Source organism: Virgisporangium aurantiacum (assembly GCF_016863635.1).
GTDB classification, from domain to species: Bacteria; Actinomycetota; Actinomycetes; order Mycobacteriales; family Micromonosporaceae; genus Virgisporangium; species Virgisporangium aurantiacum.
In genome coordinates, this window is the sequence record NZ_BOPG01000024.1 from 143,490 (window position 1) to 157,946 (window position 14,457).

16 protein-coding genes are annotated in these 14,457 nt (G+C 74.0%); 6 read left to right on the forward strand and 10 right to left on the reverse strand.

All coding sequences use genetic code 11. From position 1 onward, the window contains the following. Positions 1–10: 10 nt before the first annotated feature. Positions 11–682 (reverse strand): response regulator transcription factor, encoded by a 672-nt coding sequence (locus tag Vau01_RS19185; RefSeq protein ID WP_203994507.1) that lies wholly within the window; start codon positions 680–682, stop codon positions 11–13. Further along, the gene (locus Vau01_RS19190; RefSeq protein WP_203994509.1) at positions 679–1,818 is read right to left on the reverse strand and encodes a sensor histidine kinase; all 1,140 of its coding nucleotides are present in this window, start codon (positions 1,816–1,818) and stop codon (positions 679–681) included. Before Vau01_RS19190 ends, Vau01_RS19185 begins: the two co-directional genes overlap by 4 nt. 146 nt (positions 1,819–1,964) lie before the next feature. Between Vau01_RS19190 and Vau01_RS19195 the strand changes: the two genes are divergently transcribed. Next, positions 1,965–2,633, forward strand: coding sequence for a hypothetical protein (locus tag Vau01_RS19195; protein WP_203994512.1), 669 nt, complete (start codon positions 1,965–1,967; stop codon positions 2,631–2,633). A 17-nt stretch (positions 2,634–2,650) separates the two neighbouring features. Here the strand turns inward: Vau01_RS19195 and Vau01_RS19200 are convergent, their stop codons facing one another. Then, positions 2,651–3,193 carry an isochorismatase family protein gene (locus Vau01_RS19200; RefSeq protein ID WP_203994518.1) on the reverse strand — a complete coding sequence of 181 codons (543 nt, stop codon included), beginning with the start codon at positions 3,191–3,193 and terminating at the stop codon, positions 2,651–2,653. Between the two features lie 42 nt (positions 3,194–3,235). Here Vau01_RS19200 and Vau01_RS19205 point away from each other — a divergent pair, with 42 nt between their 5' ends. Beyond that, complete coding sequence (locus tag Vau01_RS19205; RefSeq protein ID WP_203994521.1) at positions 3,236–3,568, forward strand: TfoX/Sxy family protein; 333 nt, start codon at positions 3,236–3,238, stop codon at positions 3,566–3,568. Here Vau01_RS19205 and Vau01_RS19210 read toward each other — a convergent pair. Further along, the gene (locus tag Vau01_RS19210; protein WP_203994524.1) at positions 3,543–4,595 is read right to left on the reverse strand and encodes a LacI family DNA-binding transcriptional regulator; all 1,053 of its coding nucleotides are present in this window, start codon (positions 4,593–4,595) and stop codon (positions 3,543–3,545) included. The two genes, Vau01_RS19205 and Vau01_RS19210, sit on opposite strands and share 26 nt — an antisense overlap. A gap of 32 nt (positions 4,596–4,627) precedes the next feature. Between Vau01_RS19210 and Vau01_RS19215 the strand changes: the two genes are divergently transcribed. Beyond that, entirely contained in the window at positions 4,628–5,824 is a 1,197-nt protein-coding gene (locus Vau01_RS19215) for an MFS transporter (protein WP_203994526.1), read from the forward strand. 1 nt (position 5,825) lies between these two features. On the opposite strand, the gene Vau01_RS19220 is transcribed toward Vau01_RS19215, so the two are convergent. Then, complete coding sequence (locus tag Vau01_RS19220; RefSeq protein WP_203994529.1) at positions 5,826–6,698, reverse strand: septum formation family protein; 873 nt, start codon at positions 6,696–6,698, stop codon at positions 5,826–5,828. Between the two features lie 173 nt (positions 6,699–6,871). Here Vau01_RS19220 and Vau01_RS19225 point away from each other — a divergent pair, with 173 nt between their 5' ends. Beyond that, positions 6,872–7,336, forward strand: a complete 465-nt coding sequence (locus Vau01_RS19225; protein WP_203994532.1) for an SRPBCC family protein — start codon at positions 6,872–6,874, stop codon at positions 7,334–7,336. Here Vau01_RS19225 and Vau01_RS19230 read toward each other — a convergent pair. After that, positions 7,317–8,609 (reverse strand): alpha/beta fold hydrolase, encoded by a 1,293-nt coding sequence (locus Vau01_RS19230; RefSeq protein ID WP_203994535.1) that lies wholly within the window; start codon positions 8,607–8,609, stop codon positions 7,317–7,319. The genes Vau01_RS19225 and Vau01_RS19230 overlap by 20 nt on opposite strands. Before the next feature lie 29 nt (positions 8,610–8,638). Next, positions 8,639–9,271: a PQ-loop repeat-containing protein gene (locus Vau01_RS19235; protein WP_203994538.1), complete on the reverse strand. Its 633-nt coding sequence runs from the start codon at positions 9,269–9,271 to the stop codon at positions 8,639–8,641. Between the two features lie 83 nt (positions 9,272–9,354). Here Vau01_RS19235 and Vau01_RS19240 point away from each other — a divergent pair, with 83 nt between their 5' ends. Continuing rightward, positions 9,355–9,849, forward strand: a complete 495-nt coding sequence (locus Vau01_RS19240) for an Lrp/AsnC family transcriptional regulator (RefSeq protein WP_203994542.1) — start codon at positions 9,355–9,357, stop codon at positions 9,847–9,849. Here Vau01_RS19240 and Vau01_RS19245 read toward each other — a convergent pair. The 3 genes from Vau01_RS19245 to Vau01_RS19255 form a co-directional block, all read right to left on the reverse strand. Beyond that, positions 9,846–10,310: an SRPBCC family protein gene (locus tag Vau01_RS19245; protein WP_203994544.1), complete on the reverse strand. Its 465-nt coding sequence runs from the start codon at positions 10,308–10,310 to the stop codon at positions 9,846–9,848. The genes Vau01_RS19240 and Vau01_RS19245 overlap by 4 nt on opposite strands. A gap of 26 nt (positions 10,311–10,336) precedes the next feature. Continuing rightward, positions 10,337–11,701: a hypothetical protein gene (locus tag Vau01_RS19250; RefSeq protein ID WP_203994545.1), complete on the reverse strand. Its 1,365-nt coding sequence runs from the start codon at positions 11,699–11,701 to the stop codon at positions 10,337–10,339. Positions 11,702–11,794: 93 nt separating this feature from the next. Beyond that, on the reverse strand, positions 11,795–13,201 hold the full coding sequence (locus tag Vau01_RS19255; protein WP_203994549.1) for an FGGY-family carbohydrate kinase: 1,407 nt from the start codon (positions 13,199–13,201) through the stop codon (positions 11,795–11,797). 373 nt (positions 13,202–13,574) lie between these two features. On the opposite strand from Vau01_RS19255, the gene Vau01_RS19260 reads away from it, so the two are divergent. Then, entirely contained in the window at positions 13,575–14,456 is an 882-nt protein-coding gene (locus Vau01_RS19260) for an LLM class flavin-dependent oxidoreductase (RefSeq protein ID WP_203994552.1), read from the forward strand. Position 14,457 lies beyond the last annotated feature (1 nt).

The following is a 14,457-nucleotide window of genomic DNA, read 5'->3' on the forward strand; positions in this document are numbered from 1 at the left end:
CCTCGGCCCGCTACCCCTGGTCTCCGGGACGGATGAGGCCGCTCTCGTAGGCGAACGCCACCGCCTGTACGCGATCGCGCAGGTCGAGGCGGGTGAGCATCCGGGAGATGTAGGTCTTCACGGTCGCCTCGCCGAGGTAGAGGTCGGCGGCGATCTCGGCGTTGGAGCGGCCGCGGGCGGCCAGGCGCAGCACGTCGAGCTCGCGGTCGGTCAGGGTGGCGAGGCGGGCGGCGGCGGCCGGGTCCGGTGCGGGGGCGCGGGCGAACTGCTCGATGACGCGCAGCGTCACGGCCGGGTCGAGCAGCGCCTGCCCGCCGGCGACCGTGCGGACGGCCCGCACCAGCTGCTCCGGCGGCGCCACCTTGAGCAGGAAGCCGCTCACCCCGGCCCGCAGCGCACCGGCGACGGCGGCCTCCTCGTCGAACGTGGTCAGCATGATCACTTTCGCGGGGACGGACGCGACGATCTCGCGGGCGGCGGCGATGCCGTCGGAGCGGGGCATCCGCACGTCCATCAGCACGACGTCGGGTTGCTCGCGCCGCACGACGTCGAGCGCCTGCAGCCCGTCGGCGGCCTCGCCCACGACGGTGATGTCGGGCTGGTGGTCGAGCAGCATCCGCAGGCCGGCGCGCACCATCGCCTCGTCGTCGACGAGCACCACCCGGATCACGCCGCCACTCATGCCGTCACCGGAAACCCGGCCCGCACCAGGAAGCCGCCGTCGGCGCGGGCCGACGCGGCGAACTCGCCGTCGAACATCGCGACCCGCTCGCGCATCCCCACCAGGCCGTGGCCGCCGCCGGTGCCGACCCGCCCCGGCGCACCCGGTTCGTTCTCGACCACGACCGTCACCCGGCCGGCGTCACGCCGCACGGCGACGGTCGTGGGCACGGTTCCGGCGTGGCGCAGCACGTTCGTCAGCGCCTCCTGGACCACCCGGTACGCGGAGGCGTCGAGCGCCCGGGGCAGGCTCACGACGTCACCGTGTATGTGCATTTGGACCGGGAGCCCGGCGGCCCGGACCTCCGCGACCAGCTCGGCCAGTCGCGCGAGCGAGGGCTGTGCCGTCGGGTCCGGCTCCGCGCGGAGCATGCCGAGCAGCGCCCGCAGTTCGCGCACCGACTCGCGGCCGAGTCGCTCGACGCCGAGCAGCATGTCGGCTTGCGGCGTGCCGGACGGCAGGGTGCTGCGGACGGCACCGAGCTGCAGGACCATCACGCTGAGCGAGTGGGCGACGGCGTCGTGCATGTCGCGGGCGATGCGCTGCCGCTCCTCGACCACCACCGCCCGCTCCCGCGCCGTGCGCTCGGCGTCCTGCGCGGCCGCCAGACGCGCGAGCAGGTCGGCCCGTTCGCGCAGCCGGCGCGCGACGATGCCCACGCCCCAGGCGCCCCACGCCAGCAGCCCGAAGAACAGGTTCTCCCAGGCCATCGCGCCGAGCCCGGCCACCGTCGACCCGGCCGCCCGGCCCGCGATCCAGGTGCCGAGGCTCGCCATCACCTGCGCGGCCAGCGGCGCCGCCCACGATCGCCGCGGCGGCTGGCGGTAGCCGGCCCAGCCCGGCGCGAGGAAGAACGCCAGCACGACGACCCCGGTCGGGCCTGTCAGCCCGCCGACGGTGGCGATCGGGAACCCGGTGGCGACGACCGCGGTGCCGGCCACCGGCAGCCACGCCGCGATCACGGCGCCGGCGACCACGGCGGCGAGGACCGCCACCGGCGCCGCCGGGGCCCGGGAGAAGGCGCCGTCGAGCGCGATCTCCGCGACCCCGATCAGGCCGAGGACGGCGGCGGCAGCCAACGGGATCAGCTTGCTCATCGCGGGAAAGCGTAAAGGCGCAGGTGGACGGGCCGGGTCCACCCTACGGCGGACAGGTGCCGGACCGGGCGTCCGTCGTGCGGCGGGCCCGGATCGAGCCGCTGCGCAGCAGACCGGTGGGGGTGCCCGCCCCTAACTTTTCCGGCATGACGAACACGATGACCCCTCCCGTTACCACCTCCGTTCACCGCCTCCTCGGCTACGCCGCCGGCGGATCGCTGATCGCCGGCGCCGCCGCGTTCTTCGCCGGCCTGGCCACCTCGCCGGTGCAGAACGGCGACTCGAAGATCGCCTACCTGGAGTCGCTCGCCCGCGACCCGTTCCAGACCCAGCTCTCCGCGCTGTTCCTGCACTACGGCAACCTGCTGATGGGCGTCGGCCTGCTGGCGGTGCCGCTGCTGGTGCGCGGCCGGCGCGGCAGCGTGGTGACGCTCGTCGGCGCGCTGTTCGCCGCGCTCGGGCTGATCCAGAACTCGGGTGCGCTGCTGTCCGACTGGTTCCACATGGAGATCGGGCGGGGCGCACCGCCGGAAATGGGGGCGGCGATCTCGGACCGGGTGCTGGCCCACCCCGCGGTGACGCTCGCGTTCAACCCCGGCCCGCTGATCGCGATCGCGTTGCTGGTGACGTTCGCGGGGCTCGCCCGGGCCGGTGTGCTCGGCTGGTGGACGCTGCCCGCGATCGTCGCCGGCTACGCCGGCCTGCTGATGCTGCCGTACGACGTCCCGATCCTGCCCGCCCTGGGCACGGTCCCGATGCTCGCCGTCCTGGGTGCGGCCGGCGCCCGCGTGATCTCCCGCGCCCGCCTCACCTGAAGTCGACCGCGCCAGCCTCACCTGAAGGCGACGTCGGCGGCCCTCGGGACCACCTCGACCTCGTCGCCGAGGGCCCACTCCGCCACCCGCGACACGTGCGCGGCCGGCACCGCCCCGCTGATCCCCGCGGCGGCCGGGATGTCGTAGGTCGCGTGCGCGTCGTGCGGCAGCACCACGCCGTACCCCCGGCGCAGCGCGGTGCGGGCCGTCGCGCTGACGCACATCTCCGACATCACGCCGCCGACGACCAGCCGGCGGGCCCCGCGCCGGGTGAGCAGGTCACCGAGGTCGGTGCCGGCGAAGCCGTCGTCGGTGGTCTTCCGCAGGACGACGTCGTCGGGGCCGACCGGCAGGTGCAGCCGCCAGCCCGGCGTGCCGGGTTCGTCGGGCGTGCCGGCGGCCCCGTCGTTCTGCAACTGGACGACCAGCGCACCGGCGGCGCGGGCCCGGGCGGCCAGGTCTGTGAGCACCTCCAGCAGGTGGCCGGCGGCCGGTACGGCGTCGGGGCCGGTCACGAGGCCCACCTGGACGTCCACCAGGATCAGCGCGTCCACGATCATGCTCGTCATCTTCGCGCGGGCCGGTCGTGCCAGGATGACCGGATGGCGTTCGACGAGGATCTCGCCGACCGGGTCCGCGAACTGGTCGCACACGAGTCCGGGTTCGCGGAGCGGCGGATGTTCGGCGGCGTGGCGATGTTGCTCGGCGGCAACATGGCGGTTGTCGTCCGCGGGAAGGGCGGCCTGATGGTCCGCGTCGACTCGGCCGCGGCGGAGTCGTTGCGGTCCGAACCCGGCGTCGAGGCGACGGTCATGAGGGGACGCCCACTTCGCGGCTGGCTCACCGTCGACGCCTCCGCGTGCGCGACGGACGCCGCCCTGGAGGAATGGGTCGACCGCGGGGTCACCTTCACCCGGGGTCTGCCACCGAAGTAGTGCGGGTGCTCGTGCGCCGGACGAGCGTCCACGGTGCGGTGGGGGAGCCGGGCGTGCCGTCGAGGGCGGCGGTCGCGCACGCCGAGCCCTGCTCGCGCAGGGACTGGGCCACCGTGGTCAGGCCGAGTTCGGTGGCCACCGCCGCGTCGTCCCAGCCGGTCACCGCGAGGTCGGCGGGGATCGCGCGGCCGGCGGCGTGGGCCGCGCGCACCACGCCGGCCGCGATCCGGTCGCCCATCGCCGCGACGGCGTCGGGCGGGTCGGGCGCGGCGAGCAGCCGCCCGGCGAGCTGTTCGGCCTCCGCCCCGTCGTTGCGGGAGCAGACCGCCACGGTCACGTCGGCCCAGGCGACGCCGAGGTCGGCGGCCGCGTCGCGGTAACCCTCCAGCCGCTCCCGCGTCACCGGGAACAGCGCCCCCGCCGGGTCGACGCCGCGGGCGACCGTGCTGACCCGGTCGCGCGACAGCGGGAAGCTCAGGACCGCCGGCCGGCGGGCGCCGGTGAACGCCGCGACGCCCACCGCCCGGGCGGCCGACCGGTTGTCGATGGTCACCAGGCCCAGGCCGGGTACGGCGGGCCCGCCGTGCACCACGGACGGACGCTTCGTCGCGCGGACCGCGGCGAGCACCGGGTCGTCGTCGGCGGTGGTCCAGACGACGAAACCGTCGACGGCCGCCGCCCGGATCCGCGGGACGTCGTCGACCGCACCGGTGATCGGCAGGATCGTCATGCCGAAGCCGCGGTCGGCGCACACGTCGGCGATCCCGGCCAGGAACGTCACCGCCTGGGGATCGTCGAACGCGTAGGTGAGGTGCTCGCCCATGACGACGCCGAGCGTGCGGGTGCTGCCGCGGCGCAGCGACCGGGCGCTCGGGTCGGGGCCGCCGTACCCGAGGCGTTCCGCCGCGGCGAGCACCTTCGCCCGTGCCTCGCCGGAGACCCGGCCGGGCCGGTTGTACGTGTACGAGGCGGTCATCACGGACACACCGGCCAGCTCGGCCACCTGGGCGAGGGTCACGCGCTTCACGGGCGCCAGTGTATCTGTGTATCGTTACACAGGTGGTTTTGGTCAAGCAGCTGCCCGTGCGAGGCATCGTCGTCCCGGCCTTCGTGGCCTTCGCCGCCTTCGGCGCGTTCTGGGGTGTCTGGGGCGCGTCCGTCCCGCGGATCCAGGACCGGGCCGGCGTCACCGACGGCGGGCTCGGCGTCGCCCTGCTGTTCGTCGGTGCCGGAGCGCTGCCGGCGATGCTGCTGGTCGGCCGGGCGATCGACCGGTGGGGGCTGCGGGTCGCGGCATGGACGATCGGCGCGCTCGGCGTCGCCGGCGCCGGCCTCGCGCTGACCGCGGGGAGCCTGGCCGGGCTGTGCGCCGGCCTGGCGCTCGTCGGCGCGACCAGCGGCGCCGCCGACGTGGCCATGAACTCGGTCGCCGGACGGGCCGAACGGGACGCCGGCCGGCCGGTCATCACCCGGGCGCACGGCGTCTTCTCCAGCTTCGTGGTGCTCGGCAGCCTGGCCACCGGGCTGGCGTCGGCCGTGGCCCTGCCCGTACCGGTGCCGTTCCTGGCCGTCGCGGTCCTGTCCCTGCTGGCCGCGGCCATGCTGGCCGGGACGCTACCGGCCGCCCCGCCGGTCGCGCCGCCGGCCATGACCCGGCCCGCCGACGCGGACCCGACGCCCGACCCGCGCCCCTGGCGGGTCGGACCGATCCTGCTCGTCGGCGTCCTCGGCGCGCTGGCCTTCGCCAGCGAGAACGCCCACCAGAGCTGGAGCGCGGTCTTCGCCGACGGCGAACTCGGCTCCGGGCCCGGGTTGAGCGCCGTGGCGCCCGCCGTGTTCGCGGGAACCGTCGCGGTCACCCGGTTCGCGGCCGGTGGGCTCGGGTCCGGTCACGCCCGCACCGTCCTCCTCGCCGGCGCGACCGCGGCCGCCGCCGGCGCGGTGGGCATCGCCGCCGCGCCGACCCTGGCCGTCGCCGCGCTCGGGCTGGTCGTGGCGGCGGCGGGCACGGCGGTGCTGTTCCCGACGCTGGTCGGCGTCGTGTCGCGCAACGTCGACGAGGCCCGCCGGGGCCGGGCGACGTCGGTCGTCACGACCGTGTCGTACCTGGGCTTCCTGCTGGGACCGGTGTACGTCGGCCTGTTCGCCGACGCCGTCGGGCTACGGGGTGCGATGGTGGCCGTCGCCGCGCTGGCCGTGGCCCTGGTCGTCCTCGCGCCGCCGCTGCTGCGCCTGAGCGGACTCCGGACCGGATGAATCAGCCGCGCGGGAGTGCCGCGTTGCCCTTGCCCTTGGCGCTGCCGACGGTCTTGTAGTCGTCGGACCACAGCCAGCACCGCACGTACCGGTGGCCGCGCGTCCAGTCCTTCTGCACGAGGCCGAACGGGATGTACCCGGCCTGGATCCCGTCGACGGTGCCGCCCATGTAGAAGGCGATGGTGTTCCAGCACCGGTCGAGGACCGACTCGATCTGGTCGTCCTTGGGGAAGTCGGTGCCCGGAACGATGAACGCGCCCGCGAACTCGGCGTCGTGCGGCTTGGCGCAGTCGATCGCGGTCATGTCGTCCCAGTCGGTCTCCTTCAGACCGACCACGTTGGTGCACCCGTGCGCCAGCGGGCCCGGGCTGGCCAACGCGTTCTTCAGCGACCCCGACCGCTGCACGATCAGGCTGGTGGTGACGTTCTGCGTCTCCATCGCCTGGCAGGCGTACCACCGGGCGCCGGACTCCCACTGCGCCTTGGTGGGGACGAACACGGTGATGTAGATCCGCGCGCCGTACCACTCGCCGCCGAGGAACGTCTTCGAGACCTTCTCGCAGTCCTCGAACGCCGTCCGGTAGTCCCGGTCGCCGTCGGCCGGCGGTTGCGTGATCGACGCCGCGAACTCCCCGACGTGATACGTCTCGACGCCGTGGTTGCCGGTGCACGGGAGGCTCGACCGCCACTTCGGCGCGATCGAGTCGCGCGCGCGGCTCGACGCGTCGTAGCAGGCGCTGGCCGCCGGCACCAGCGGCGCCGCCGACGCCATGGCCCCCCAGTCGTCGGCCAGGTCGCCGTCGCCGGCCGACGCCGAACAGCCGCCCGTCGCGAGCATGACAACGAGCGCGAACGCGAAAACCCCCCGCTTCACGCTGCGTAGTGTGGTGAAATCCGGCCGCTCAGGCGATGGTCGATCCGACTGTTCCGACCAACCGGGTCGCCACCTTCGGGGTCAACCTTTCGGTCAACCGCCTGGTGGCGATCGGTTTCACCGAACCGGTCGAAAAGACGTTAGGACGCCGGCAGAGCGGGCAGGGTGGGGCAATGGCGACGACTACGCGGCTGATCAACGCCCACCCCGACCGCGTGTTCGCGGTCCTGGCCGACGGCTGGACCTACAGCGACTGGGTGGTGGGCACGGCGCACATCCGCAACGTCGACGCCGGCTACCCGGCCGTGGGCACCGCCGTCCACCACAAGGCCGGCCCGTGGCCGGTGTCGCTCCGCGACCGGACGACGGTGCTGGAGTGCCGCCCGGGCCGGATGCTCCGCCTGAAACTGCGGCTGTGGCCGCTGGGCGCCGGGCAGGTGCGGTTCATCCTGGACCCGGTCGGCTCCGCCGCCACCCGGCTCACCATGGTCGAGCAGTTCACCGAGGGCCCGCTTCTCGGGCTGCGCAACAAGGTCAACGACGTCATGCTGCACCTGCGCAACAAGGAGAGCCTGCGCCGCCTGGCCGACCTCGCCGTCAACCGTCGTCCCGCCGTCCTCACAGGTCCGGAACGCTGACCGAGATGCGGTCGGTGTCCGACGGCCAGTTCGGGACGACGAAGCGGTGCGTGCCGCCACCCGCCCGCGACTGCGCGACCACGGTGACGCTGCCGCTTCCGCCCGGGCTCGCCGGGACGTAGATGTCGGCGGCCGTGATGAACGTCTCGTCGAAGTCCGGGATCGCGACCGCGAGGTTCGTGCGCCGGTCGGTGTTCTGGTCGTGGGCGAAGATGCCGATCGCCCGCTTGTCGCGCGGCGCGGTGACGGCGTTGACGATGTTCGTCCCGTTGATGCTCAGGGCGTCGCCGGACGAGCCCTGGTCGCCCCACCATTCCTTGTACCGGCTGATCGACAGCGCGCTGTGCGCCGGTGAGACCGGTACCCGCGCGCCGATGCCCTCGCCGGGCCGGTTGGTCAGCAGCCGCACCAGGCGATCGGTGCGCTGCGGGGGCTGGTAGTAGTGGTGCTGGGTCTGGCCCTGCCCCTGCGCGAGCGCGAACTCGTAGCGGGTGGCCGGGTTCGCGGTGAACGGGCCGAACGATCCGTCCGCGCCGAGGGCGAACGTCGCGACCGGGCCGCCGGTCCGCTGCCCGGTGGCGTCCGCGACCTCGTAGACGGTCAGCGTCATGCCGCCCGCGCCGGCGTTGGACGGGAACAGCACCGCCCGTCCGGACACCTGCACCGGGCCGGCCTGCGGCACGACGGCGGTGGTCTGCGGCGCGGACCCGGTGAAGAACCGGTACATCTGGCTGAAGCTCTGCACCGACGTGACGGTCTGGGTGTGTGACTGGTCGCGCTGGTACACGTTGGTGGCGCCGCCGATGCGCCGCAGGATCGAGCCCTCGCCCCAGATCGCGAGCGTCGGCACGCCGCCGGGCTGGCGCAGCGCGGTGGCGCCGTCGAGGTTCACGTAGTGCGCCACCCTGGCCGCCCGTGCCGGGGTGTCGAGGTAGGACTGGCTCAGGAACGTGCCGAGCGAGTGGGCGACGAGGTCGACCTTGTCGGCGCCGGTCTGCTGCAACAGGGCGGTGATGCGCTGCTCCAGCCGGTTGAGCACGGCCGCGCTGGACTCGGTCGCGAAGCTGAAGTCGTAGTCGATCCCGTCGACGACCGTCACCGGATATCCGTTGCTGGCGAAGCGTTTCGCCTGCGTCTCGAACTGCGCGGCCGAGCCGGCGGCGCCGTGCACGAACACGATCGGCCGCGGTGCGGCGGCCCGCGCCGCCGATCCGGGCAGGACTATCGAGAACGCGGCGACGATCAGGACGACCGCGGGATGGATGCGGATCATGTCGGACCTCCCGAGGGGGTGTGGGTCCGTCAGCGTCGCGTGCCGCCGCCGTGGTGGGCATCGGCAGAATCACCGGTGTCGATGGGCGTGAGACGGGGGTCCGCGCGGGTGCGGGCCAGCATGAGCAGGCTCGCGATCACGCCGGTGCCACCGAGGACGGTCAGCCGCGGGTCCGACTCGGCCAGACCGTAGGCGCCCCAGCAGGCCAGTTCGCCGAGGATGAGCAGCCAGGTGCCGCGGGAGATGCCGGTCGGTCGGCGGGTGCGGTACGCGGTCCACACCGACGGCGTCACCTGCAGCACGAACGACGCGGCCAGCGCGGTGCCCAGCCCGGCGCGGCCGGCGATCATCCAGGCGGCGGCGAGGACGGTGGTCCAGCCGGCGACCATCACGACCGGCCGGCGTCCGACGCCGTCACGGCCGAGCAGGATCGCGAGCACGCCGGCGAACACGGTCGCGGAGATCGACGGCACCAGCGCGGTCCACATGCCCGACAGCGCGAAGTACACCGTCCACGCGGCGTTGCCGACGCTGGTGAGCGCGGCCCACGACCAGGAGACCCCGGCCGCGTCACCACGTCGCCACACGCCCACGAGTTGGGGCAGGAACTGCGGTGCGGCGAGCGCGGCGGCGGCCACCGGCAGGGCGTCGACCAGGTTCATGGCCTGCGAGACTATGCCTGTTGTGGCGCCGGTTTCCGTCAATCTCTGGCCGTTTGTCGGCGCTCGATGAAAGGATCGTGCGCGTGGATCAGACCGATCGGCAGATTCTTGCCGAGCTGCAGGTCGCCGGCCGGCTGACCGTGGCCGAACTGGCCGACCGGGTCCGGCTCAGCGCCGGCCCGTGTCACCGCCGGTTGCGCGAACTGGAGCGCACCGGCGTGATCACGGGGTACCGCGCGGTGGTCGACCCGGCCGCGGTGGGCCTGGGGTTCGAGGTCCTCGTCAGCGTGACGATGGAGCGCGAGGACTCGGCGACGATCCGGGAGTTCGAGACGGCGCTGGCGGCCGTGCCGGCGGTGCGGCACGCGGAGCGGTTGTTCGGCGACCCCGACTACCTCGTGCGCGTGGTCACCGCGGACCTCGCCGCGTACGCCGAACTGCGGGACGAGACGCTCGCGGCGCTCCCGGGCGTCCAGCGGCTCACGTCGACGATCGTGATGCGACGGATCGTCGAGAACCGGCCGCTGCCGCTGGCTCCCGTCCCCGACGGGCCGGCCGCCCGGCCGCGCCGCCGTTAGTGCGCCTCGACCTCGACCAGAGCGGCAAGGCTGTCCAGGGCCATGCGCGTGCCGGTCTCGTTGTCGGCGGCGGAGACCCCGGCGGGAACGCCCTCGTGCACGACGACGATGTCGGTGCCGCCGTCGGCGTCGGTGAGCGTCGTGGTCATCGTCATGACGCCGGCGAACCCGGGGTCGGTCGTCTCGAACTCGATCACCTCGATCACGCGCTCGTCCGGCACGAGCGTCACGAAGTGACCGTGGTAGGTGTCGGTGTGCGCCGTCGACTTCCCGGAGCTGTCCGGCGTGTCGTAGGTGAGCGAGACGCGGAACGAGCCACCCTCACGCGCGTCGAACTCGTGCACGTGGCTGGTCATACCGTCCGGCACCCGCCACCGGGCGACCGCGTCGGCGTCGAGCAACGCGCGGTAGACGGCCGGACGCGGGGCACGCACGTGTCGGGAGACCCGGGTGGAGCTCATGGAACGAACCTACCCGGCGCGGCCGGTCAGCCGGTCTCCCGGAGCAGCCGGCCGGGTTCGAAGCGGGTGTACGCGGCGTCGCCGAGTCGCTGCGCGGCGCGCTGCAACGCGTCGGCCGACGTGCGCCCGTCCCAGCGTCCGGTGCCGACCCGGTGGTCGAGGGCGAGCACCGCGGCGACGAGTTCGGCCGGGGTGAAGGCACAGTGGCCCGGGCGGGCCACGTACGCCTGGCGCAGCAGCGCGGAGCGGCCGGCCCGGCGCACGGCGTTGCGGTAGGCGTCCTCCTGCTGCACGGGGACCAGTTGGTCCGCCGTGGTGTGGACGGTGAGGACGGGCATCCGGAGCCCACCGAACGGCACGGAGGTGGCGAAGATGCGGGCGACCGCGGACGGGTCGGCGGTGACGCGTGCGGTGCGCGTCAACTGATCGAGGTCCGCCCGGAGGTCGAGGCCGGCGGCGCGGTACGCCGCCGCGACCGTCTCCCGGTCGGCGGACCGCTCCAGCAGCCGCCGGTAGTCGACGCCCCGGTTCCAGGCCGCGTTGCCGCCGACCGCCGTCTCGATGTCGAAGCGCGCCGGGGTGGTGAACTGCAGGCTGCGGATCAGCCACTCGTACTGCCCGCGCTGCACCGCGTCGGGGTCGCCGGGCGGCGGCTGTCCGGGGAGCCACGAGGGGGCGTGGTGGAACGCGGCGGCCAGCGCCACGCGGGCCCGTCCGGCGGGTGTCGTCTGCGCCCGGGTGACGGCCGCGACCAGGGCCGCCGTCGTGGCGAACGCCTCGGTGAGCGTGGCGTACCCGGCGAGCGTGATGGGCTCGCCCGGTGCCAGCAGCTGGGCGATGGCGAACTCGGCGTCGAGCTGGTAGTTGTTCAACGCCGCGCCGCCGGCGACGATCCCGCAGGTGGCCAACGCGCCGTCGATCCGGCCGCCGGCCGTCTCGGCCAGCTTCGCGGTGACCAGGCCGCCCATCGACGTACCGATCGCCAGCACCCGCCGCGGCCGGTGCCCGATGGCGTGGATCGTCGCGGCGAGGGTGTCGAGCTGATCGCGGGGGGCGGTGTTCAACGCCCATCCGGCCGCCGCGTACGACGAACCGGTCAGGCCGTAGCCCGCCGCCAGGAGCGCGGCCGCGGTCTGCGGGTCGGGGGCGTTCTGCGGGAGGTTCGGTGCCCCGGCGAACGTGGGCAGGTAGCCGTGGCTGTACAGCAGGAGCGTGCCGTTCCAGCCGGCCGGGATGTCGGCCTTCCAGGTGGTTCCGTTCGGCAGGGCGCCGGAGTACGCGGCTGCTACGGCCGGTGGGGCGGGCGCGGCCACGGCCGGCGGCGCCGCGCCGAGGACGGCGCCGAGCATCACGAACACGGCTAGCTGACGTAGGACTGGCGACCGTCGCATCATGCCTCCCGGTGGCTCGCCGCTGACGTTAGGCGAAAGCGTGACGCCAATCAATATTTTGCCGAATGATCGTCGCCGGCGGCCGATGCGCTGTCATGACCTCTCCCGTGCCGCGGCCACGAAGCGGGCGTACATGTCGTCGTACCGGGTGTCGGGGGCGGCCGGTGCGGTCCCGGCGGCGAGGGCGGGCCCGGGCGGGGTGGCGTGCCCGGACCGCACGGCCGCGAGGAGCGCGGCGCCCGCCGCCACCGGCTCCACGGCCGGCACGGTCCGGAGCGGGGTGGGCAGGACCTGCGCCTTGATCCGGGTCCACGCCGGGTTGGCGGCGACCGCGCCGCCGAACAGGTAGACCGTCGTCGCGGGGCCGGCGAGGCGGGCCTGCTCGGCGAGCATCCAGCGGGTGTGCAGGCACAGCCCTTCGAGGGTCGCCTTCGCCAGCACGGCGGGACCGTGCGCCGGCTCGCGCCCGACGATCCGGAACCCGGCGGCCGGGTCGGGCGCGGGGGTCTGCCGCCCCTGCAGGTAGGGCAGGACCAGGACGCCCGTGGGGCCGGCCGGAAGGTCGTCGAACACGGCGGTTCCCCGCTCCAGCCACGGTGCGAGCACGGCACCGGCGCTCGACGACCCGGCGAGGACCGCCCGGTACCGCCCGCCGACCGTGACGACCGTGCTCATGCCCGCCCGTCCCACCGCCACCGGATCGGGCACCCCGGCGACGACGGTCATCACCGCCTCGGCCGTGCCGAGCGAGTCGGCCACGTCGCCCGGTTCCCGCACACCGCAGGCGTACGCGCCGACGGCGTGGTCGTGCCCGGCCACCACCACGGGCGTCCCCGCGCGAAGTCCACAGTGGACGAAGTCGGCATCGGTGACGCCCGCGGCCGGACCGCCGACATACGGCAACTGTTCGGGCCGCAACCCGACCTCCGCCAGCAGCTCCGCGTCGAAGGTCTCCGGCAGGGTGGATTCCGGCAGGCGGTAGGCCATGGTGCGGCCGGCCAGCGTGTGGTCGGTGGTGAGCCGGCCGGTGAGCAGGAACGCGGCCAGGTCGGCGACGCCCGCCCAGCGCGCCGTGGCCCGCCACCGGTCGGGCCGGTTCGCCCGCAGCCACGCCCACATGGCCAGCGGCACCTTCGCACTCGGCCGGACGCCGGTGGCGGCGACCAGTTCGGCCCAGCCGAGCCGCGCCGCCAGCACGTCGGCCTCCGCACCGGCCTGGTGGGCGTTCCACCGCACCCACGGACCGAGCGGGGCGCCGTCACGGTCGAGCGGAACGCCGGTCTCCGCCATCGAGGCGATCCCGATGGCACCGGGTGGCGGCGACCCGGCGAGCACCTCTCGGATCAGGCGGAGCAGCACCCCCTTCACCGCACCGGGGGCGGGCGTCGGCGCGCTGGCGACCGCCCGCACGTCCAGCCTCGACGCGCCGACCGCCACGAGGGCGACCTTGGTGTTGGTCGTCCCCAGGTCGATGCCCAGGGAACACTGTTCCTGATCCACGTCTATACGATGCTGCGTCATGGTAGCTGTGAGGCCGTGGCACCTGCTGGTGCTCTGTTTTCTGGTGATGATGGTCGTGGTGGTGGGTGCCATCGTCGTCGCCGTGATCCAGTCCCAGAAACGCCGCTGATCGGCACCAGTTGATCTCTGGACTGGGCACTCAGGCACGTCTCCCCGCGTCGACGAGGTGCCTCAGTGCCCGGTCAGAAGATCAACTCTAAATGACCCGCGAAGACGCCGAGCCGCTACAGATCAACGCGAACACCGGCGGTCTTGACGAGGCGTGGTTGGGGTCACACGGCGGTCGGCGCTTCGCGGGGCTAGCCTCGGCATCAAGTGGACACAGCGTCCACTTGGCCGAGGAGGTGGCACCGTGATCGGGGTCGTATTCGGGAGTCTGACGCCGCCGGAGGAACTCGCCCGTGGGGCGGCCCTCGCCGAGCAGTTGGGATTCGGTGAACTGTGGTTCTCCGAGGACTGCTTCTTCACCGGCGGACTGTCCGGCCTCACGCAGCTGCTCGCCTCCACCACGACGATCCCGGCCGGGCTCGGGCTCGCCAGCGTCATGACGCGGCATCCGGCCATCCTGGCCATGGAGCTCGCCGGCCTGGCGCGCATGCACCCGGGCCGGGTCAAAGCGGCCGTCGGGCTCGGCAACCGGCAGTGGCTCACCCAGATGGGACTGGTGCCGCCGCGTCCGCTGAGCACCGTCCTCGACCGGCATGACACGGTCCGCCGCCTCCTCGCGGGGCACGAGCACAGGGGCATCCAGCTTGCCTACCCGCCCGCGGAGCCCCCACCCCTCTGGATCGGCGCCGTCAACGAGAAGGCACTCCGCGCCGCCGGCGCCACCGCCGACGGTGTGCTGCTGTCGGTGCTGTCCGGGCCGACCTACATCCGGTGGGCGCGCGAGCAGGTCGCCATCGGCGCGGCGGCCGCGAACCGGGACGTCCCACCCATCACCGCGTTCGTGCTGGCGTCGGTCGGCGAGGAGGCCGCCGCACGGGACGCGGTCAGCGACGCCGTGACGTTCTTCGCCACCGCCGAGGCGCACACCGCGCTGGTCACCCGGTCGCGCGCACCGGGCGAGTTCGCCGTCGCCGGCAGCGCGACGCAGGTCCGCGACCAGTTGGCCGCACTGCTCGACGCCGGCGCCGACTCCCTCGGCCTGTGGCTGTTCCCACCGGAGAAGCTCGCCGGGCAACTGGAACGGATCGCGCAGGACGTGCTTCCCCGGCTGACAACGGCGAATTGAT

Coding starts and splice junctions, on each gene's coding strand:
- Vau01_RS19250 (WP_203994545.1), bottom strand. CDS start 11,701: ATGCGACGGTCGCCAGTCCTACGTCAGCTAGCCGTGTTCGTGATGCTC.
- Vau01_RS19245 (WP_203994544.1), bottom strand. CDS start 10,310: ATGAGCTCCACCCGGGTCTCCCGACACGTGCGTGCCCCGCGTCCGGCC.
- Vau01_RS19205 (WP_203994521.1), top strand. CDS start 3,236: ATGGCGTTCGACGAGGATCTCGCCGACCGGGTCCGCGAACTGGTCGCA.
- Vau01_RS19225 (WP_203994532.1), top strand. CDS start 6,872: ATGGCGACGACTACGCGGCTGATCAACGCCCACCCCGACCGCGTGTTC.
- Vau01_RS19200 (WP_203994518.1), bottom strand. CDS start 3,193: ATGATCGTGGACGCGCTGATCCTGGTGGACGTCCAGGTGGGCCTCGTG.
- Vau01_RS19235 (WP_203994538.1), bottom strand. CDS start 9,271: ATGAACCTGGTCGACGCCCTGCCGGTGGCCGCCGCCGCGCTCGCCGCA.
- Vau01_RS19195 (WP_203994512.1), top strand. CDS start 1,965: ATGACGAACACGATGACCCCTCCCGTTACCACCTCCGTTCACCGCCTC.
- Vau01_RS19185 (WP_203994507.1), bottom strand. CDS start 682: ATGAGTGGCGGCGTGATCCGGGTGGTGCTCGTCGACGACGAGGCGATG.
- Vau01_RS19190 (WP_203994509.1), bottom strand. CDS start 1,818: ATGAGCAAGCTGATCCCGTTGGCTGCCGCCGCCGTCCTCGGCCTGATC.
- Vau01_RS19230 (WP_203994535.1), bottom strand. CDS start 8,609: ATGATCCGCATCCATCCCGCGGTCGTCCTGATCGTCGCCGCGTTCTCG.